The sequence below is a fragment of the unidentified bacterial endosymbiont genome (assembly GCF_918797525.1).
Taxonomy (GTDB): Bacteria; Pseudomonadota; Gammaproteobacteria; order Enterobacterales; family Enterobacteriaceae; genus Enterobacter.
Genome location: NZ_OU963893.1, coordinates 3305589 through 3323091 on the forward strand (window position 1 = coordinate 3305589; position 17503 = coordinate 3323091).

At 54.9% G+C, this 17503-nt stretch carries 14 protein-coding genes and 2 pseudogenes; 12 read left to right on the top strand and 4 right to left on the bottom strand.

Features of this window, described 5'->3' with window-relative positions:
* Positions 1 to 162: 162 nt before the first annotated feature.
* From dps to ybiO, 5 genes are all read left to right on the top strand, one after another.
* Positions 163 to 666 (top strand): DNA starvation/stationary phase protection protein Dps, encoded by a 504-nt coding sequence (gene dps / locus NL510_RS15705; protein ID WP_253378047.1) that lies wholly within the window; start codon positions 163 to 165, stop codon positions 664 to 666.
* A 360-nt stretch (positions 667 to 1026) separates the two neighbouring features.
* Positions 1027 to 1770, top strand: a complete 744-nt coding sequence (glnH, locus tag NL510_RS15710; RefSeq protein WP_253378048.1) for a glutamine ABC transporter substrate-binding protein GlnH — start codon at positions 1027 to 1029, stop codon at positions 1768 to 1770.
* Between the two features lie 118 nt (positions 1771 to 1888).
* Complete coding sequence (gene glnP / locus NL510_RS15715; RefSeq protein WP_010428919.1) at positions 1889 to 2548, top strand: glutamine ABC transporter permease GlnP; 660 nt, start codon at positions 1889 to 1891, stop codon at positions 2546 to 2548.
* The gene (glnQ, locus tag NL510_RS15720; RefSeq protein ID WP_253378049.1) at positions 2545 to 3267 is read left to right on the top strand and encodes a glutamine ABC transporter ATP-binding protein GlnQ; all 723 of its coding nucleotides are present in this window, start codon (positions 2545 to 2547) and stop codon (positions 3265 to 3267) included. The genes glnP and glnQ overlap by 4 nt, the downstream gene beginning before the upstream one ends.
* Positions 3268 to 3391: 124 nt before the next feature.
* The gene (gene ybiO / locus NL510_RS15725) at positions 3392 to 5602 is read left to right on the top strand and encodes a mechanosensitive channel protein (protein ID WP_253378050.1); all 2211 of its coding nucleotides are present in this window, start codon (positions 3392 to 3394) and stop codon (positions 5600 to 5602) included.
* A gap of 18 nt (positions 5603 to 5620) precedes the next feature.
* On the opposite strand, the gene rlmF is transcribed toward ybiO, so the two are convergent.
* Positions 5621 to 6532 (bottom strand): 23S rRNA (adenine(1618)-N(6))-methyltransferase RlmF, encoded by a 912-nt coding sequence (rlmF, locus tag NL510_RS15730; protein WP_253378051.1) that lies wholly within the window; start codon positions 6530 to 6532, stop codon positions 5621 to 5623.
* Positions 6533 to 6775: 243 nt separating this feature from the next.
* On the opposite strand from rlmF, the gene mcbA reads away from it, so the two are divergent.
* The 3 genes from mcbA to ybiJ all read left to right on the top strand — a co-directional run bounded on the left by mcbA (position 6776) and on the right by ybiJ (position 7974).
* A complete protein-coding gene (mcbA, locus tag NL510_RS15735; RefSeq protein WP_253378052.1) occupies positions 6776 to 7042 on the top strand; it encodes a DUF1471 family periplasmic protein McbA in 267 nt (88 codons plus the stop codon).
* Between the two features lie 119 nt (positions 7043 to 7161).
* Entirely contained in the window at positions 7162 to 7428 is a 267-nt protein-coding gene (locus tag NL510_RS15740; protein ID WP_253378053.1) for a DksA/TraR family C4-type zinc finger protein, read from the top strand.
* Between the two features lie 285 nt (positions 7429 to 7713).
* Positions 7714 to 7974, top strand: a complete 261-nt coding sequence (gene ybiJ / locus NL510_RS15745; RefSeq protein WP_253378054.1) for a DUF1471 family protein YbiJ — start codon at positions 7714 to 7716, stop codon at positions 7972 to 7974.
* Between the two features lie 112 nt (positions 7975 to 8086).
* On the opposite strand, the gene ybiB is transcribed toward ybiJ, so the two are convergent.
* The 3 genes and pseudogenes from ybiB to rhlE all read right to left on the bottom strand — a co-directional run bounded on the left by ybiB (position 8087) and on the right by rhlE (position 12741).
* A complete protein-coding gene (gene ybiB / locus NL510_RS15750; RefSeq protein ID WP_253378055.1) occupies positions 8087 to 9049 on the bottom strand; it encodes a DNA-binding protein YbiB in 963 nt (320 codons plus the stop codon).
* A 60-nt stretch (positions 9050 to 9109) separates the two neighbouring features.
* Positions 9110 to 11261: pseudogene (gene dinG, locus NL510_RS15755) on the bottom strand (ATP-dependent DNA helicase DinG).
* A 97-nt stretch (positions 11262 to 11358) separates the two neighbouring features.
* Entirely contained in the window at positions 11359 to 12741 is a 1383-nt protein-coding gene (gene rhlE, locus NL510_RS15760) for an ATP-dependent RNA helicase RhlE (RefSeq protein ID WP_253378056.1), read from the bottom strand.
* 227 nt (positions 12742 to 12968) lie between these two features.
* Between rhlE and cecR the strand changes: the two genes are divergently transcribed.
* From cecR to NL510_RS15780, 4 genes and pseudogenes are all read left to right on the top strand, one after another.
* Positions 12969 to 13646, top strand: coding sequence for a transcriptional regulator CecR (cecR, locus tag NL510_RS15765; protein ID WP_253378057.1), 678 nt, complete (start codon positions 12969 to 12971; stop codon positions 13644 to 13646).
* Positions 13643 to 14638: a secretion protein HlyD gene (hlyD, locus tag NL510_RS15770; protein ID WP_253378058.1), complete on the top strand. Its 996-nt coding sequence runs from the start codon at positions 13643 to 13645 to the stop codon at positions 14636 to 14638. Before cecR ends, hlyD begins: the two co-directional genes overlap by 4 nt.
* A pseudogene (locus NL510_RS15775) lies at positions 14631 to 16371 on the top strand (ATP-binding cassette domain-containing protein). The gene hlyD and the pseudogene NL510_RS15775 overlap by 8 nt, the downstream one beginning before the upstream one ends.
* The gene (locus NL510_RS15780) at positions 16361 to 17494 is read left to right on the top strand and encodes an ABC transporter permease (RefSeq protein ID WP_253378059.1); all 1134 of its coding nucleotides are present in this window, start codon (positions 16361 to 16363) and stop codon (positions 17492 to 17494) included. Before NL510_RS15775 ends, NL510_RS15780 begins: the two are co-directional and overlap by 11 nt.
* Positions 17495 to 17503 lie beyond the last annotated feature (9 nt).

The window sequence follows — 17503 nt, forward strand, 5'->3', positions numbered from 1 at the left end:
TCTGCATCATATTCAATCATACATATAAAAATCATACAGTTATAAATTCAACAACCTTGACGCTATTAAACCAATAGGCGCCACCAAACCGCAGGCAAAAATTTGGTGCTATACTGAATCCCGTAATTACCTGGGACACTAACATCAAGAGGATATGAGATTATGAGTACCGCTAAACTGGTGAAAACGAAAGCGTCTAATCTGCTTTATACCCGTAACGATGTATCGGATAGCGATAAGAAAGCGACCATTGAGTTGCTGAATCGCCAGGTGATCCAGTTCATCGATCTTTCGCTGATCACCAAACAGGCCCACTGGAATATGCGCGGTGCAAACTTTATTGCCGTTCATGAAATGCTTGACGGCTTCCGCACAGCACTGGTGACCCACCTTGATACCATGGCCGAGCGTGCCGTACAGTTAGGCGGAGTCGCGCTGGGTACCACGCAGGTGATCAACAGCAAAACGCCATTGAAAAGCTACCCGCTGGATATCCATAGCGTTCAGGATCACCTGAAAGAGCTGGCTGACCGTTACGCAATCGTCGCCAACGATGTCCGTAAAGCCATCGGCGAAGTCAAAGATGAAGATACAGCAGATATTCTCACCGCTGCTTCTCGCGACCTGGATCAATTCCTGTGGTTCATCGAGTCTAACATCGAATAATTCCTTCCGATGTTTCCTCAAACCCTCGCTCCGGCGGGGGTTTTGCACATTTATGGTGCGCAGTTTTCACCTGCACGCCTGCGAAAGTGAGCAAAATGTAATAATTACCTCACACAACCGTTAACGGAAGATTGTTTTTCCGTCAAAATATGCGCTAAATACCCGATTGTCAGCGACCCATAACGATGTGCACCAAAACGGTGCTCCATCATGGTGCAATAAAAGATCCTTGCTCTGTTTATTGTGCAATGCGTGACATCCTCCCCTATGCAAAACAACAGGTTGTAAAGTTGGCACGATTTTTTCATGCTGCCTGTCGTTCTCGCAGGGGATCGCCCCGTGGATATAAAAGGAAATGCTATGAAGTCTGTATTTAACGTTTCACTGGCTGCACTTACCCTGGCTTTTGCGGTGTCTTCACAAGCCGCCGACAAACTTGTTGTGGCGACGGACACGGCGTTCGTTCCGTTTGAATTTAAACAAGGTGATAAATACGTTGGTTTTGACGTAGACCTGTGGGCCGCTATCGCTAAAGAACTCAAACTGGATTACACCCTGAAGCCTATGGATTTCAGCGGCATCATCCCGGCGCTGCAAACCAAAAACGTGGACCTGGCGCTCGCAGGCATCACCATTACTGACGAGCGTAAAAAAGCGATCGACTTCTCTGACGGCTACTACAAAAGCGGCCTGCTGGTGATGGTTAAAGCCGATAACAACGACATCAAAAGCGTGAAAGACCTCGACGGCAAAGTGGTTGCGGTGAAGGGTGGCACTGGCTCTGTTGACTACGCGAAAGCAAATATCAAAACCAAAAACCTGCGCCAGTTCCCTAACATCGATAACGCCTATATGGAACTGGGCACCAACCGCGCTGACGCGGTACTGCACGACACCCCGAATATCCTCTACTTCATTAAGACAGCGGGTAACGGCAAGTTCAAAGCAGTAGGTGATTCTCTGGAAGCTCAGCAGTACGGTATCGCGTTCCCGAAAGGCAGCGACGATCTGCGCACCAGGGTTAACGGCGCGCTGAAAACCCTGAAAGAGAATGGCACCTACAACGACATCTACAAAAAATGGTTCGGTACTGAGCCAAAATAATTCAGCCTGATCGATCAGGTACTGTAAAGCCCGGCGGCGCTTGCGCCTACCGGGCCTACAATTTTAGTCATCCCTCTGGCTAATTTTTTGTTCTCATCACGGTATACAGGAATACATCATGCAGTTTGACTGGAGCGCCATCTGGCCAGCCATTCCTCTGTTGCTTGAAGGCGCCAAAATGACCCTGTGGATTTCGGTCCTCGGTCTGGTTGGCGGGTTGATCATCGGTCTTGTCGCCGGTTTCGCCCGCACCTACGGCGGCTGGATTGCCAACCACATCGCACTGGTTTTCATCGAAGTGATCCGCGGCACGCCGATTGTCGTACAGGTCATGTTCATTTACTTCGCCCTGCCAATGGCCTTTAACGACCTGCGCATTGACCCGTTCAGCGCCGCCGTCGTGACCATTATGATCAACTCGGGAGCTTATATCGCGGAAATTACCCGTGGCGCGGTCCTGTCGATTCATAAAGGTTTCAGCGAAGCCGGTCTGGCATTGGGCCTTTCTCGTCGCGAAACCATCCGCCACGTGATTCTGCCGCTGGCGCTGCGTCGCATGCTGCCACCGCTGGGCAACCAGTGGATCATCAGTATTAAAGACACCTCGCTGTTTATTGTAATCGGCGTTGCTGAACTGACCCGCCAGGGCCAGGAGATTATTGCTGGCAACTTCCGTGCGCTGGAAATCTGGAGTGCGGTGGCCGTTGTCTACCTGATAATCACGCTGGTTCTGAGCTTTGTACTGCGTCGTCTTGAAAGAAGGATGAAAATCCTGTGATTGAATTTAAAAACGTTTCCAAGCACTTTGGTCCAACCCAGGTGCTGCACAATATCGATTTGAACGTTAAACAGGGTGAAGTGGTGGTGATTATCGGGCCATCCGGCTCCGGTAAGTCCACGCTGTTGCGCTGCATCAACAAGCTGGAAGAGATAACCAGCGGCGAGCTGATCGTCGACGGTCTGAAGGTCAATGACCCGAAAGTCGATGATCGTCTGATTCGTCAGGAAGCGGGCATGGTGTTCCAGCAGTTCTATCTCTTCCCGCACCTGACGGCGCTGGAAAACGTGATGTTTGGCCCGCTGCGCGTGCGCGGCGCCAACAAAGCGGCAGCGCAAGCGCTGGCGAAAGACTTGCTGGCGAAGGTCGGCCTGGCCGAACGTGCGCATCACTACCCCTCGGAGCTTTCAGGTGGCCAGCAGCAGCGCGTAGCCATTGCCCGCGCGCTGGCGGTTAAGCCGAAGATGATGCTGTTTGATGAACCAACCTCCGCGCTCGACCCGGAGTTGCGCCATGAAGTCTTGAAAGTCATGCAGGATCTGGCCGAGGAAGGGATGACAATGGTTATCGTGACGCACGAAATCGGCTTTGCTGAGAAGGTCGCCTCTCGGCTGATCTTCATTGATAAAGGCCGCATCGCAGAAGACGGTAACCCGCAGGCGCTTATCGCCAACCCGCCAAGCCAGCGTCTGCAGGAGTTTCTGCAGCACGTCTCCTGACAGCCCTCTCCACATCAAGCCGGGCATGCCCGGCTTTTTTACGCCAGATTGTTCCCAAAAATCCCCCCGCGCTCCTCGCCCTCTATACTTATCATTTTGTTGCACATTTTCACTGGAGAGTGCCGTGCCGTGGATCCTGTTGTTACTTTGCCTGTTTAGTGCGCCCTCGCTTGCCGTGGCGATCCCCGGTGTCACCACCGGAACGACTGCCACCCAGGAGACAGCAACGCCAGCCGAGCCGGACGTTGAAAAGAAAAAAGCAGCCTACACCGCCCTTGCTGATGTCCTTGAGAACGAGACATCACGCCAGGCGTTGATTGGTCAACTGCGCAAAGTCGCCGCCACGCCGACGCAGGAAAAGGTGCCCACCATTACGCCGCCGGAGGTTGAAGAGCAGAAAACGGTTCTGGAGAATGTGACCGACGTAGGCCGCCACTACGGCGAAGCCCTCTCCTCGCGCTTCGCCCAGCTCTACCGCAACCTGATTGGCTCGCCTCACAAGCCGTTCAATCCGCAGACATTTTCAACCGCCGCCAGACAGTTTTTGATGCTGGCCGGGGCAGTCTTTATCTTTTACTGGCTGGCACGCCTGTGTGCCTGGCCGTTCTACAAAAAAATGGGCCACTGGGGGCGAAAAAAGAACCAGCAAAAGAGCAGCTGGCTACATCTGCCCGCAATGATCACAGGGGCTTTTATTATCGATTTACTGCTGCTGTCCCTGACGCTGTTTGTCGGTCAACTGGTGGCGGACAGCCTTAACGCCGGAAATAAAACTATCGCCTTCCAGCAGGCGCTGTTCCTTAATGCTTTTGCCCTGATTGAGTTCTTTAAGGCGTTGCTGCGGGTGATCTTTTGCCCACGCGTGCCGGAATTACGGCCTTTTGCCATCAAGGATGATAGCGCCAGATATTGGGCCTTACGGCTTAGCGTGTTAAGCGGGCTGATTGGTTACGGTTTGCTGGTGGCGGTGCCAATCATTTCCAATCAGGTCAACGTGCAGTTCGGCGCACTGGCAAATGTATTGATTATGCTCTGTATTACCGTCTGGGCCCTGTACCTGATCTTCCATAATAAAAAAGCCATCACCGAGGGGTTGTTACACCTTGCCGACCGCTCTCTCTCCTTCTTTAGCCTGTTTATTCGCGCTTTTGCGCTGGTATGGCATTGGCTGGCGAGCGCTTACTTTATTGTGCTGTGCTTCTTCTCCCTGTTCGATCCCGGCAATAGCCTGAAATTTATGATGGGGGCGACGTTTAAAAGCCTGGCGATTATCGGTATTGCGGCGTTTGTCTCTGGCCTGCTTTCCCGCTGGATCTCAAAAACGATCACCCTGTCGGCGCCGGTCCAGCACAGTTACCCGGAGTTGCAAAAACGGGTCAACGGCTGGATGTCGGTATCGCTCAAGGTGGCGCGCATTCTCACCGTCTGCGTGGCAGTTATGTTGCTCCTGAACGCCTGGGGATTATTTGATTTTTGGAACTGGCTACACAACGGTGCTGGTGAAAAGACCGTCGATATTTTAATTCGTATTGCGCTGATCCTCTTCTTCTCCGCCGTGGGCTGGACGCTGCTGGCAAGCCTTATCGAGAACCGCCTGGTGTCTGATATTCACGGCCGGCCCCTGCCGAGCGCGCGTGCTCGCACGTTACTGACGCTGTTTCGCAACGCGCTGGCGGTCATCATCAGCACCATTACGATAATGATTGTACTCTCAGAAATCGGCGTCAATATCGCGCCGCTGCTGGCGGGTGCGGGTGCGCTGGGGCTGGCTATCTCTTTCGGTTCGCAAACCCTGGTGAAAGACATTATCACCGGCATCTTTATTCAGTTTGAAAACGGGATGAATACCGGGGACCTGGTAACCATTGGGCCACTCACCGGTACGGTTGAACGGATGTCCATCCGCTCCGTTGGCGTGCGCCAGGACACCGGGGCGTACCATATCATTCCGTGGTCATCAATAACGACGTTCGCCAACTTTGTCAGGGGCATTGGTTCGGTGGTAGCCAACTACGATGTTGATCGCCATGAAGATGCAGATAAAGCAAAACAGGCGCTGCGTGACGCGGTCGAAGAATTGATGGCGATGGAGGATATTCGCGGTCTGGTGATTGGGGAGCCTTCATATGCCGGCATTGTGGGGTTAACGAATACGGCGTTTACCTTGCGCGTGTCATTCACCACTCAGCCTCTGAAACAGTGGACGGTACGCTTTGCCCTCGACAGCATGGTGAAAAAACACTTTGATCTGGCAGACGTGCGGATGCCGGTACAGACGTACCAGGTGTTACCGACGCCGGCAACGCCGCTACCACCACAGGCACCGACGTTATAATCCGGGTAGTGGCCGGGCTTATTTACGGCGCTTGTTATCATCCATGAAGGACCAGCCGATAAAGCGGCTCTGTTTTTGGCCCTGCGCCATCTCTTTTTTCACCACTTTTACCGCACCCGCCTCGGTCAGTGCCCGGTATAGCGGCGGCAGGTTATCACCGCGAGAGACCAGCGTGGTAAACCATTTGACCTGACGGCCAAAGGCTTTACTTTCCGCAATCATGCGCAGGATAAACGCCACTTCGCCGCCGTCGCACCATAGCTCATGCTGCTGACCGCCGAAATTCAGTGCCCCATCTTCCGCCTGGCCCAGGTTACGGCGTTTGCGCTCGCTGCCCGCGCGCGCGGCGGCGGCCGAATCATGAAACGGGGGGTTACACATGGTGGCATCGTAGCTTTCGTTTTTATGAATAATGCTGTTGAAGATAGACGGGGCCTCTTTCTGACGACGTAAGCGGATCGCCCGGCTTAAGCCCGGGTTCGCGCTGATGATAGCCTGGGCGCTGGAAAAGGCTTCTGAGCCAATTTCACTTCCGGTAAAACGCCAGTTGTACTCGTGAGCGCCAATCAGCGGATAGATCAGGTTCGCCCCCGTACCGATATCCAGCACAGTGGCCTGCTGTGGGAGGATACCATTGTTCTCTTCAGCCAGCAGGTCTGCGAGATGGTGGACATAATCCGCGCGTCCCGGCACCGGCGGGCAGAGGAAGCCTTCAGGAATGTCCCAGTGCGCCACACCGTAGTAGTGGGCCAGTAGCGCCCTATTCAACGTTTTAACAGCCTGTGGATCGGCAAAATTAACCGAAGGTTCACCGCCCGGCGTCTGTACGATAAAATTCTGAAGTTCCGGGCAACTCAGGCACAGCGCCTGCATATCGTAACGACTGCGGTGGCGATTGCGCGGGTGCAATCCCGGCTTTTGGGAAGTCATGGCATTCTCCTTTAAACAGCGGCGTAAGATACCCTTTGCAGGCCCAACGGTAAATATCTCTGTGCAATGCTCGAAAAAGCCCCTCAAATCAATCACCTTTATGTCTATGATTTGTAAATGAATTGTCAGTATTTATCGTTCAAAAAATAAGCAGATGATCATCAAATTTTTGCGCTAAATCACCCTCAACAAGCTTCTAAACTTAGGAGGTATTACCCGTTGTTTCCTCCAGAGGATGTGATTATGAAAAAATATCTTACTGTTGCTGTTTTTGCAGGTACCCTCGCAACCGCGTCGTTTTCAGCCTGGTCAGTGCAGAGCCTGACGGATAGCACCGATACCCGTCAGTTACGTCCGGCAGGCACGGTTTCTGTTACCGGCGCGGCAAACCTGGACGATCTCCAGAGCAAACTTGCCGAAAAAGCGCGTGAACAAGGGGCTAAAGGTATTGTGGTCACCTCAGCCAGCGGCGATAACCGCATGTTTGGTACCGCCACCCTCTATAAATGAGTTCCCTGCAAAGATAGCGCCGCATCTGTAGCCGAGATGCGGTGGCTTCCATCCCGCTTGATTGTCCCTGTTTCCCCCCCATATTATAAAAACACGTCACTGAACATGAGGAGAATGCTATGGCTTCTGGATGGGCGAATGATGATGCCGTAAATGATCAAATCAACAGTACAATTGAAGATGCGGTAGCCCGGGCCAGGGGTGAAATTCCGCACGGTGAAAGTTTGTCTGAATGCGAGACGTGCGGCGAGCCTATCGCCCAGGCACGCCGTAAGGCCATGCCTGGGGTACGGTTATGCATTCGCTGCCAGCAGGAGAAAGATTCAAAAAAAACCTCACAAGCAGGATATAATCGTAGAGGATCGAAAGATAGCCAGTTACGTTGACTTTCCTTTACCTGAGATCAACGCGCAAGCGGTTTTCTTTACGCTCACGAATTTCTCTAATTCACGTAGCAAAATGTGCGCTTGGTTACTCGTCTGTAAAGCGAAGCGACAAGAAGTGTAAATAGAGGTTGTGTATTTATTAATATTCAATATGTTATTTGTCATTCAAATTTTTTGATTAACCACGTCAATTCTCTTCGATTTTATCTTCCGCAAAAAAACGTGATACTTATCACATCGACGGAACAACGTCCCTGAATCAGAATAAACTGCGAGAGATAAACTATGAAAACCATCAAATATGCTGTTGCCGCTGTTGCCCTGTCTGCTCTGTCCTTTGGCGCATTTGCCGCAGAATCAGTTTCTCCGGCACAAGCGCAGAGCATGAACAAAATCGGTGTGGTCAGTGCAGAAGGCGCAACCACGCTGGACGGCCTGGAAGCAAAACTGGCAGAGAAAGCAGCAGCAGCGGGTGCAAGTGGATACACCATTACCTCCGCTAACAGCAATAACAAAATGAGCGGTACTGCGGTTATCTATAAGTAACAGTTTGCATAAATGTTTTACCCTCGCTAAACCCTCTGGCGAGATGCTCCAACCCTCATTGACCTGTGTTACCCTTTGTTTGCCCGTCCGCCACCGGACGGGCTTTTTTTACCTAAAAAGCGTGCTGAATGCGCTGCATTCCTGCCTCTACCGTTTCGACTTGCCCCGCGGCCAGCATGCAGCAGGCCATCTGCCGCTTAATCGAGTCTGGCACAGGAACATTGCCCGCCAGGCACTCTTCTGTCCACCGGGCGGTGGTATGCGGATCTTTTGCCTGCGGCAGAAGAAGATCGCGATGTTCTTTCCCACGTTCCAGCACGGCACGCGCGCCGGAGGAATCGATGAGTAAGAGCTGCGGACAGCGCTGCGGATTGGCGTAAACCTCTCCTTCAGTTCCGTGCATCAAAAGGGCTCGCCCGCCAATTTCTTCGAAGAAGGTCCCGACACGCGTGACATACTCCGGGTGCGAGACGCTGGAAAGGCGAAGAGCAGCGTCTTCTGCAAACGGCGTCGCCAGTTTCGCCAGCGTATGGGCACTGTTTCGCACCCCCATGCGCCAGCGCATTTCCAGCTGTTTTTCCAGTGGCGGACACAACGCCTTAACCGGAATATAGACTGGCTGATGCCCGTCCAGCTTCGCCTGGGCTTGTCCGGCATGAAGGGTTGGTTCAATGCCCAGCAGCTCAAAAATAGTTTCCGTGAGGACGCGGGTAGGATCTTCACTGACGCCGTGTACCACTACCGGAAAGCCGAGCTTATGCAACAGAATAGCCAGCAGCGGCGTCAGGTTAGCCTGCTTGCGCGCGCCGTTATAGCTGGGGATCACCACCGGCATCGCCCTGCCCGCAGGCGGCGTCAGGCGCAACGTTTGCGCTTGCATGGCATCATAAAAGCCACGCATTTCCGCCTCGCCTTCGCCCTTAATACGTAGCGCAATCAGGATCCCGCCCAGCTCAAGTTCCGGGACATCGCCGTTAAGCATATGGGTGTACAACGCCCGGGCTGTTTCCCGGTCAAGATCGCGGGCGTGGTTTTTCCCACGGCCTACCTCTTTGATAATTTTGCGATAATCCACGATATTTCTCCCGAACACACGTTACCGTCACTATAGCGCTGATAAATGTTCAAGGACTACTCATTTCCTTGAGCCGGATCGCCTGAAGGATGTTTTGCCAGGTTTTCGTTGCAGTTCCGGAACCTCCGGCTGCTCAATGGGAAACACCGGTAGGGCATTAAGCAACCGTTGACCGTAGCTTTTGGTGAGCAGACGCTTGTCGTAAATAACAATCTCGCCCCAGCAACCGTGGCTTCGGATCAAACGTCCGACCTGCTGAATCAGGTTAAACGACGCCGCAGGCAGGCTCTGAACCTCAAAGGGATAGCGATTTAGGCTTTTAAGCCACTCCCCCTCGGTGATCACCACCGGGCTATCGATGGGCGGAAAGGCAATTTTATGGATATGCACCTGCGTCAGGTAGCCACCTTTCAAATCCAGACCTTCAGCAAACGACTGTAGCCCCACCAGCACACTGCGCTCGCCGTTGTCGATACGCTTGCGATGCAACTCTACCAGCCGATAGCGGGGCTGATCGCCCTGCACCAGCAGCAGTAAACGGAGATCGGTAACGTGCTCCAGAAAGCGCTGCATCGCTCGTCCGCTGGCGAATAACACCAGCATGCCCGGATATTTTTTGCTCTCGAGCTGTTCGCGGAAAAAGGCCGCCATTTCAGCGATATGCTGCTCTTCGTTTTCCATCAGCGGCGCATACTTCATGCGCGGGATCACCAGCTTGCCCTGCTCGCAGTGGTTAAACGGCGAGTCCAGCGCGACAAAGCGGTCGCCCGCTTTATCTTTCAGACCGCTCATCTCCTGCAGTCTGGAGAAACTGTTCAGGGACCGTAACGTCGCGGACGTCATTACCACATGCGGCACGCTGCGCCAGATAAGCTTCTCCAACTGATCAGCAACGCGAATGCCCACACAGTGGAAAAAGAGGTGCGCCTGCCCGTCTTTCGCTTCACGGGTTGCCCATTTGGTGACCGGCGCGCCGGAGGCCTGGGCCATAGCGGCCAGACGCCAGAGCTTACTTTGCGATTCGAACATCCCCAGCGCGCGGTTCATCTGCAACAAAACGCGGTGCAAACGCACCACGTCATGCGAACCGGTTTTCCTCGCTGAGATCGTTTAAGAACATCTCCGCCAGCCCACGCAGCTTCTCAAGATGCTTCGCCAGTTGCTGGCAAATCGCCATTATCTCCGGTGGCAATTCACCCATTGCAAAGCGGTGTTCCGCTTCCAGGGCTGCAGGAAGATAGAGATTGAGGATGTTATTGAGAGAAGAGATGAGGCTGTAGACCTCTTCGCAGTGTTCGCTCAGGCGCTCGGGTACCGCCAACGGCGGCGGGTTTTTGGGGCGAAACTGCTCCATGCAGGTTGCCACCAGCTTGCAGAAGAGATCTAACTGCAGGCGAAACCAGGGAGCGGTAATTTCAGCACTCATCTCCAGCGCATCGCGCGCCACATCTGGCAGGTGATGGCCTTCATCCAGCACCAGCAGCAGGTTTTTCGGCTCCGGAAGCACCGCTTCGCTCTCCAGGGCCGCCATTACCAGCGCGTGGTTGGCGACAACCACCTCCGCTTCCTGAATTTCACGCCGCGCGACAAAGAACGGGCACTCGCGGTAATAGTGACAGTTGCGGTTCAGGCAGCTGGCTTTATCGGTGCTGAGCCTGCGCCAGAGCTCGTCCGGGATCGCCTGGCTGGTGTGGTCGCGCAGTCCGTCCCACTTATAGCCATCAAGATCGCCCTTTAGCTTCGCGCACTGTTCCTGTTCGGCTTTATTATTAGGGGTGAGTTCATCATCCAGAAACGCCAGTAAATCCTGCTGGGACGGTTCACTGCTGGCGAGCGCCGCCAGATTACGCGGGCAGACATAACGCCCGCGGCCAAACGCGGCGGTAAAGCGCAGGTCTGGGATAATTTTGCGCAGCAGCGGCAGATCTTTACTGAAGATCTGATCCTGCAGCGCCACGTTAGCGGTGCTGACCACCAGCGTCTTTTGTTCTTCCCGCGCAATGGCAATGCCGGGGATCAGATACGAAAGGGTCTTACCGACGCCCGTTGGGGCTTCAATCGCCAGATGGCGCCCGTCGTCCCCGGCGAGCGTTTTAGCGACATCGGCAATCATCTGCCGCTGCGGGGCTCGGGGGATAAAGTCGGGGATCTGCTGTTGCAGTGCCTTATACCAGGCACCAATTTGCGCTTTCAGCGCCGCGGTTAAAGCCATCGGAAAACCTGAAATACTGTATAAACAGCCACTATTGTGGCACTTTCTCTTTGCTGCCGCAAAAAGAAAAGCCCGGCTTTACGACCGGGCTTCCAGATTACTGCGAACTGGCAGGTTTGCGCGGACGGCGTCGACGCTGCCCTTCCCCGGCGGGTTTACCCTCGCCGCTGCGCCACGGGTTTTCACCGGCCGGTTTGCTGTCGCTGTTACGACGCGGCGGTTTGCCCGAGGATTTCGGTGCGCCACCTTCGGCACGACGCGGCTGCTGACCACGACCACCGCCACCCTGACCACGTCCGCCGCCCTGGCGACCGTTTTGAATCGGCTCGGCTTTGATAGATTGGTCTACTTCATATCCTTCCAGAGCAATACGCGGGATCTCTTTCTTCAACAGACGTTGGATATCGTGCAGCAGCTTGTGCTCATCGACACAGACCAGAGACAGCGCTTCACCGGTTGCCGCCGCGCGACCGGTACGGCCGATACGGTGAACGTAATCTTCCGGTACGTTTGGCAACTCATAGTTCACCACGTGCGGCAGCTCTTCAATGTCCAGACCGCGCGCCGCAATGTCGGTTGCCACCAGCACGCGAATATCGCCGGATTTAAAATCGGCTAATGCGCGAGTACGGGCGCCCTGGCTTTTGTTGCCATGAATAGCCGCACTGCGAATGCCATCTTTGTTCAGTTGTTCAGCAAGGTGGTTAGCGCCGTGCTTGGTACGGGTAAAGACCAGCACCTGCTGCCAGTTACCCTCGCCGATCATCTGGGACAGCAGTTCCCGCTTGCGCTTTTTATCCACAAAGTGAACGTGCTGGCTCACCTGCTCAGAAGCGGTATTGCGGCGCGCCACCTCAATTTCCAGCGGATTACGCAGCAGTTTTTCTGCCAGGCCTTTGATCTCATCCGAGAAGGTGGCAGAGAATAGCAGGTTCTGACGTTTCGCAGGCAGCCTGGTCAGTACGCGGCGAATGTCGTGGATAAATCCCATGTCCAGCATGCGGTCTGCTTCATCAAGAACCAGAATTTCAACCTGATCCAGCTTAACCGCGTTCTGGTGTTCCAGGTCCAGCAAACGCCCCGGCGTCGCCACTAACACGTCAACGCCACTGCGCAGCTTCATCATCTGCGGGTTGATGCTAACCCCGCCGAAGACCACCAGCGAACGGATGTTGAGGTAGCGGCTATACTCACGCACGTTCTCCCCGATTTGTGCTGCCAGCTCACGGGTTGGCGTCAGGATCAGCGCACGCACCGGGCGACGGCCCTTCGCATGCGGCTCTTTTTTTACCAGCAGTTCCAGCAACGGCAGGGTAAAACCGGCGGTTTTGCCGGTGCCCGTCTGGGCGCTGGCCATCAGGTCACGGCCCTGCAACACCGCAGGAATGGCCTGTTTCTGGATTGGGGTTGGCTCAAGGTAGCCCTGTTCTGCGATGGCACGCAGAATTTCCGGGTTCAGGCCAAGGGAATCAAAAGACATAAAAACTCCGAACCGCCCCGACCATCACAGGTGTAGTTTTCAGGGAGATATAACGAATAGGAGAGGACAAAAACCACAATGTCGTGAAGTTGCGCAGTGTAGCAGATTTTGTGATGTGACGCATAAAATATCCTTCAACGGCCCCTTTTCACGCGATGCGCTAACTGGACAAAATCGCGATCTGTGCATAATGTTAATCAATCGATTGATTAATTTTCAGAAATTCTATGAATACGACCCCGACAACCTCTAAAGGCGAACAGGCAAAAAGCCAGCTTATTGCCGCCGCCCTGGCTCAGTTTGGCGAGTACGGCCTGCATGCCACCACGCGTGATATCGCCGCGCAGGCCGGGCAAAATATTGCGGCCATTACATACTATTTCGGGTCAAAAGAGGATCTGTACCTCGCCTGCGCCCAGTGGATAGCGGATTTTATCGGCACCCATTTTCGCCTGCACGTGGAAGAAGCTACCGTGCTGTTCAGCCAGCCTGAACCCGATCGCGACGCCATCCGTCAGCTTATCCTCAACGCCTGCCATAATATGATCCGCCTGCTGACGCACGACGATACGCTGAGCCTGAGTAAGTTTATCTCACGCGAGCAGCTCTCGCCCACGGCCGCCTACCAGCGGGTTCACGAACAGGTGATTGACCCAATGCACTCGCACCTGACCCGGCTTATCGCGGCCTATACCGGACGCGAGGCGAATGACACAGAGACTGTTTTGCATACCCACGCTCTGCTGGGTGAAGTGCTCGCCTTCCGTCTGGGGCGGGAAACCATCCTGCTGCGCACCGGCTGGATACACTTTGATGAGGAAAAAGCCGCACAGATTAGCCAGGTCATCACCTGTCATGTCGATCTGATCCTGCAGGGCTTAACGCTAAGGAGCCTGAAGTCATGAAAAAACCTGTTGCCATCATTCTGGTGGTTGTTGTTTTACTTGCTGCCGGGATTGGCGGCTGGCTGTGGTATCAGGGCCAGCAGGTCAAGGGCCTGACGCTGTACGGCAACGTCGATATTCGAACCGTCAACATCAGCTTCCGCGTGGGGGGCCGTCTGGCGTCGCTGAGCGTTGACGAAGGCGATGCCATTAAAAGCGGGCAGACGCTGGGTATGCTGGATAAAACCCCGTTCGAGAATGCGTTGATGCAGGCAAAAGCAGGGGTGTCCGTCGCCCAGGCGCAGTATGACCTGATGCTGGCAGGCTATCGCGACGAAGAGATCGCCCAGGCCGCGGCCGCGGTTAAACAGGCGCAGGCGGCCTATGACTATGCGCAAAACTTTTATGCGCGTCAGCAGGGGCTGTGGAAAAGCCGTACTGTTTCTGCTAACGACCTGGAAAATGCGCGATCCTCGCGCGACCAGGCCCAGGCCACGCTGAAATCCGCACAGGATAAATTAAGCCAGTACCATACCGGTAACCGCCCGCAGGATATTGCCCAGGCCAAAGCCAGCCTTGAACAGGCGCAGGCGCAACTGGCCCAGGCGCAACTGGATCTGCACGACACCGTGCTGATTGCCCCGTCCGACGGCACACTACTGACCCGCGCCGTGGAGCCGGGCAGCATGTTAAGCGCGGGCAGCACCGTCCTGACGCTGTCGCTGACCCGTCCGGTGTGGGTCCGCGCCTACATTGATGAGCCGAATCTCGGCCAGATGCAGCCAGGCCGCGAGCTGTTGCTCTACACCGACGGCCGTCCGGATAAGCCGTATCACGGCAAAGTGGGCTTTGTCTCGCCCACCGCCGAGTTCACCCCTAAAACCGTTGAAACGCCGGATCTGCGTACCGACCTGGTCTATCGCCTGCGCATCATCGTAACCGATGCGGATGACGCCCTGCGCCAGGGCATGCCGGTTACCGTAAAATTCAACGACGGGGAACGACATGAATGACGCGGTTATTCAACTCAATAATCTGGTAAAGCGCTTCACCGGAATGGACAAACCGGCCGTAGCCCCGCTCAACTGTACGCTTCATAAGGGCTATGTGACCGGGCTGGTCGGCCCCGACGGTGCCGGCAAAACCACACTGATGCGCATGCTGGCGGGCTTACTCAAGCCGGATGAAGGTACCGCCAGCGTACTCGGCCTTGATCCGATAAAAGACGACGGCGCGCTGCATGCCATGCTGGGCTATATGCCGCAGAAATTTGGTCTGTATGAAGATTTAACGGTGATGGAAAACCTGAATCTTTACGCCGACCTGCGCAGCGTGACCGGTGAAACCCGACAAAAAACCTTCGCCCGTTTGCTGGAGTTCACGTCACTTGGCCCCTTTACCGATCGGCTGGCGGGTAAGCTCTCCGGCGGGATGAAACAAAAGCTGGGACTGGCCTGCACGCTGGTCGGCGAGCCGAAAGTCCTGCTGCTGGATGAGCCGGGGGTCGGCGTTGACCCTATCTCGCGCCGCGAGCTATGGCAAATGGTGCACGAACTGGCGGGTGACGGGATGCTGATCCTCTGGAGCACCTCTTACCTTGATGAAGCGGAACAGTGCCGCGATGTGCTGCTGATGAATGAAGGCGAACTGCTCTATCAGGGCGAGCCGACGACGCTGACGCAAAGCATGGCCGGACGCAGTTTTTTGCTGCATAGCCCGCAGGCCTCCAACCGCAAGCTGCTGCAGCGGGTGCTGAAACTGCCGCAGGTTAGCGACGGCATGATTCAGGGCCGCTCGGTGCGGGTGATCCTCAAAAAAGAGGCCACCGCTGACGACATTCGTCATGCCGGAGGGATGCCTGAAATTGAGATAGCAGAAACGTCTCCCCGTTTTGAGGATGCGTTTATCGATCTGCTTGGCGGCGCAGGCACTTCGGAATCGCCGCTGGCGGCCATACTGCACAGGGTAGAGGGGACGCCGGGGGGAAACGGTAATCGAAGCGAAATCCCTGACCAAAAAATTTGGTGAGTTTGCCGCCACCGATAACGTCAACTTCGCGGTAAAACGCGGTGAGATTTTTGGTCTGCTCGGGCCAAACGGCGCCGGGAAATCCACGACCTTCAAAATGATGTGCGGCCTGCTGGTCCCCACCTCCGGCAAGGCGCTGGTGCTGGATATGGACTTAAAAGTCAGTTCCGGCAAAGCGCGTCAGCATCTGGGCTATATGGCACAAAAATTCTCGCTGTACGGCAACCTGACGGTCGAGCAGAACCTGCGTTTTTTCTCCGGCGTGTACGGTCTGCGCGGGCGGGCGCAGAACGAGAAAATCAGCCGGATGAGTAACGCGTTCGGCCTGACCAACATTGCCTCACACGCCACAGATTCACTGCCACTCGGCTTTAAACAGCGGCTGGCGCTGGCATGCTCGCTGATGCATGAGCCCGATATTCTGTTTCTGGATGAGCCGACATCCGGTGTTGACCCGCTTACCCGCCGTGAGTTTTGGTTGCATATCAACAGCATGGTGGAAAAAGGCGTTACGGTGATGGTGACAACCCACTTTATGGATGAAGCCGAGTATTGCGATCGTATCGGGCTGGTCTATCGCGGCAAAATCATCGCCCACGGTACGCCGGACGACCTGAAAATGCAGGCCGCAGACCAGGACGTACCGGACCCAACCATGGAGCAGGCGTTTATCACCCTCATCCAGGACTGGGATAAGGAGCATGCCAATGCGCAGTAATGCCATTTCATGGCGCAGGGTGCGCGCGCTGTGCAATAAAGAGACGCGCCAGATTGTGCGAGACCCCAGCAGTTGGCTGATAGCCGTGGTGATCCCCCTGCTGCTGCTGTTCATCTTTGGCTACGGCATTAACCTCGACTCCAGTAAGCTCAGGGTGGGGATACTGCTGGAACAACAGAGCGAAGAGGCGCTGGATTTTACCCATGCCATGACCGGATCACCTTATATTGACGCCACCATCAGCGATAATCGCCAGGAACTGATCCAAAAGATGCAGGCCGGGAAAATTCGCGGGCTGGTGGTGATCCCGGTGGTTTTTGCGGCCAATATGGCCCGTGCAAAAGCCGATGCCCCCATTCAGGTGATTACCGACGGTAGCGAACCCAATACCGCTAACTTCGTTCAGGGTTACGTGGAAGGTATCTGGCAGCTCTGGCAGATGCAGCGTGCCGAAGACAGGGGCGAATCGTTTGAACCACTGATTGACGTGCAGACACGCTACTGGTTCAACCCTGCCGCCATTAGCCAGCATTTCATTATTCCAGGTGCGGTTACCATCATCATGACGGTGATTGGCGCGATCCTGACCTCGCTGGTGATTGCCCGCGAATGGGAGCGCGGCACCATGGAAGCGTTACTTTCCACCGAAGTGACACGCGTTGAGCTGCTGCTCTGTAAGCTGATCCCCTATTACTTCCTCGGCATGCTGGCGATGCTGCTGTGCATGCTGGTCTCGGTATTTATCCTCGGCGTGCCCTATCGCGGCTCGCTGGTGCTGTTGTTTTTCATCACCAGCCTGTTTTTACTCAGCACGCTGGGGATGGGGCTGCTCATCTCCACCATAACCCGTAACCAGTTTAACGCCGCCCAGGTGGCGCTCAACGCCGCGTTTTTACCCTCGATAATGCTGTCCGGCTTTATCTTCCAGATAGACAGCATGCCTGCGGTGATCCGCGCCGTGACCTACATTATTCCGGCGCGCTACTTCGTGAGCACCCTACAAAGCCTGTTCCTGGCGGGGAATATTCCGGCGGTGTTGATTATCAACATTCTGTTTTTGATGGCATCGGCAGTGATGTTTATCGGGCTGACATGGATGAAAACCAAACGGCGATTAGATTAAGGAGCGCGT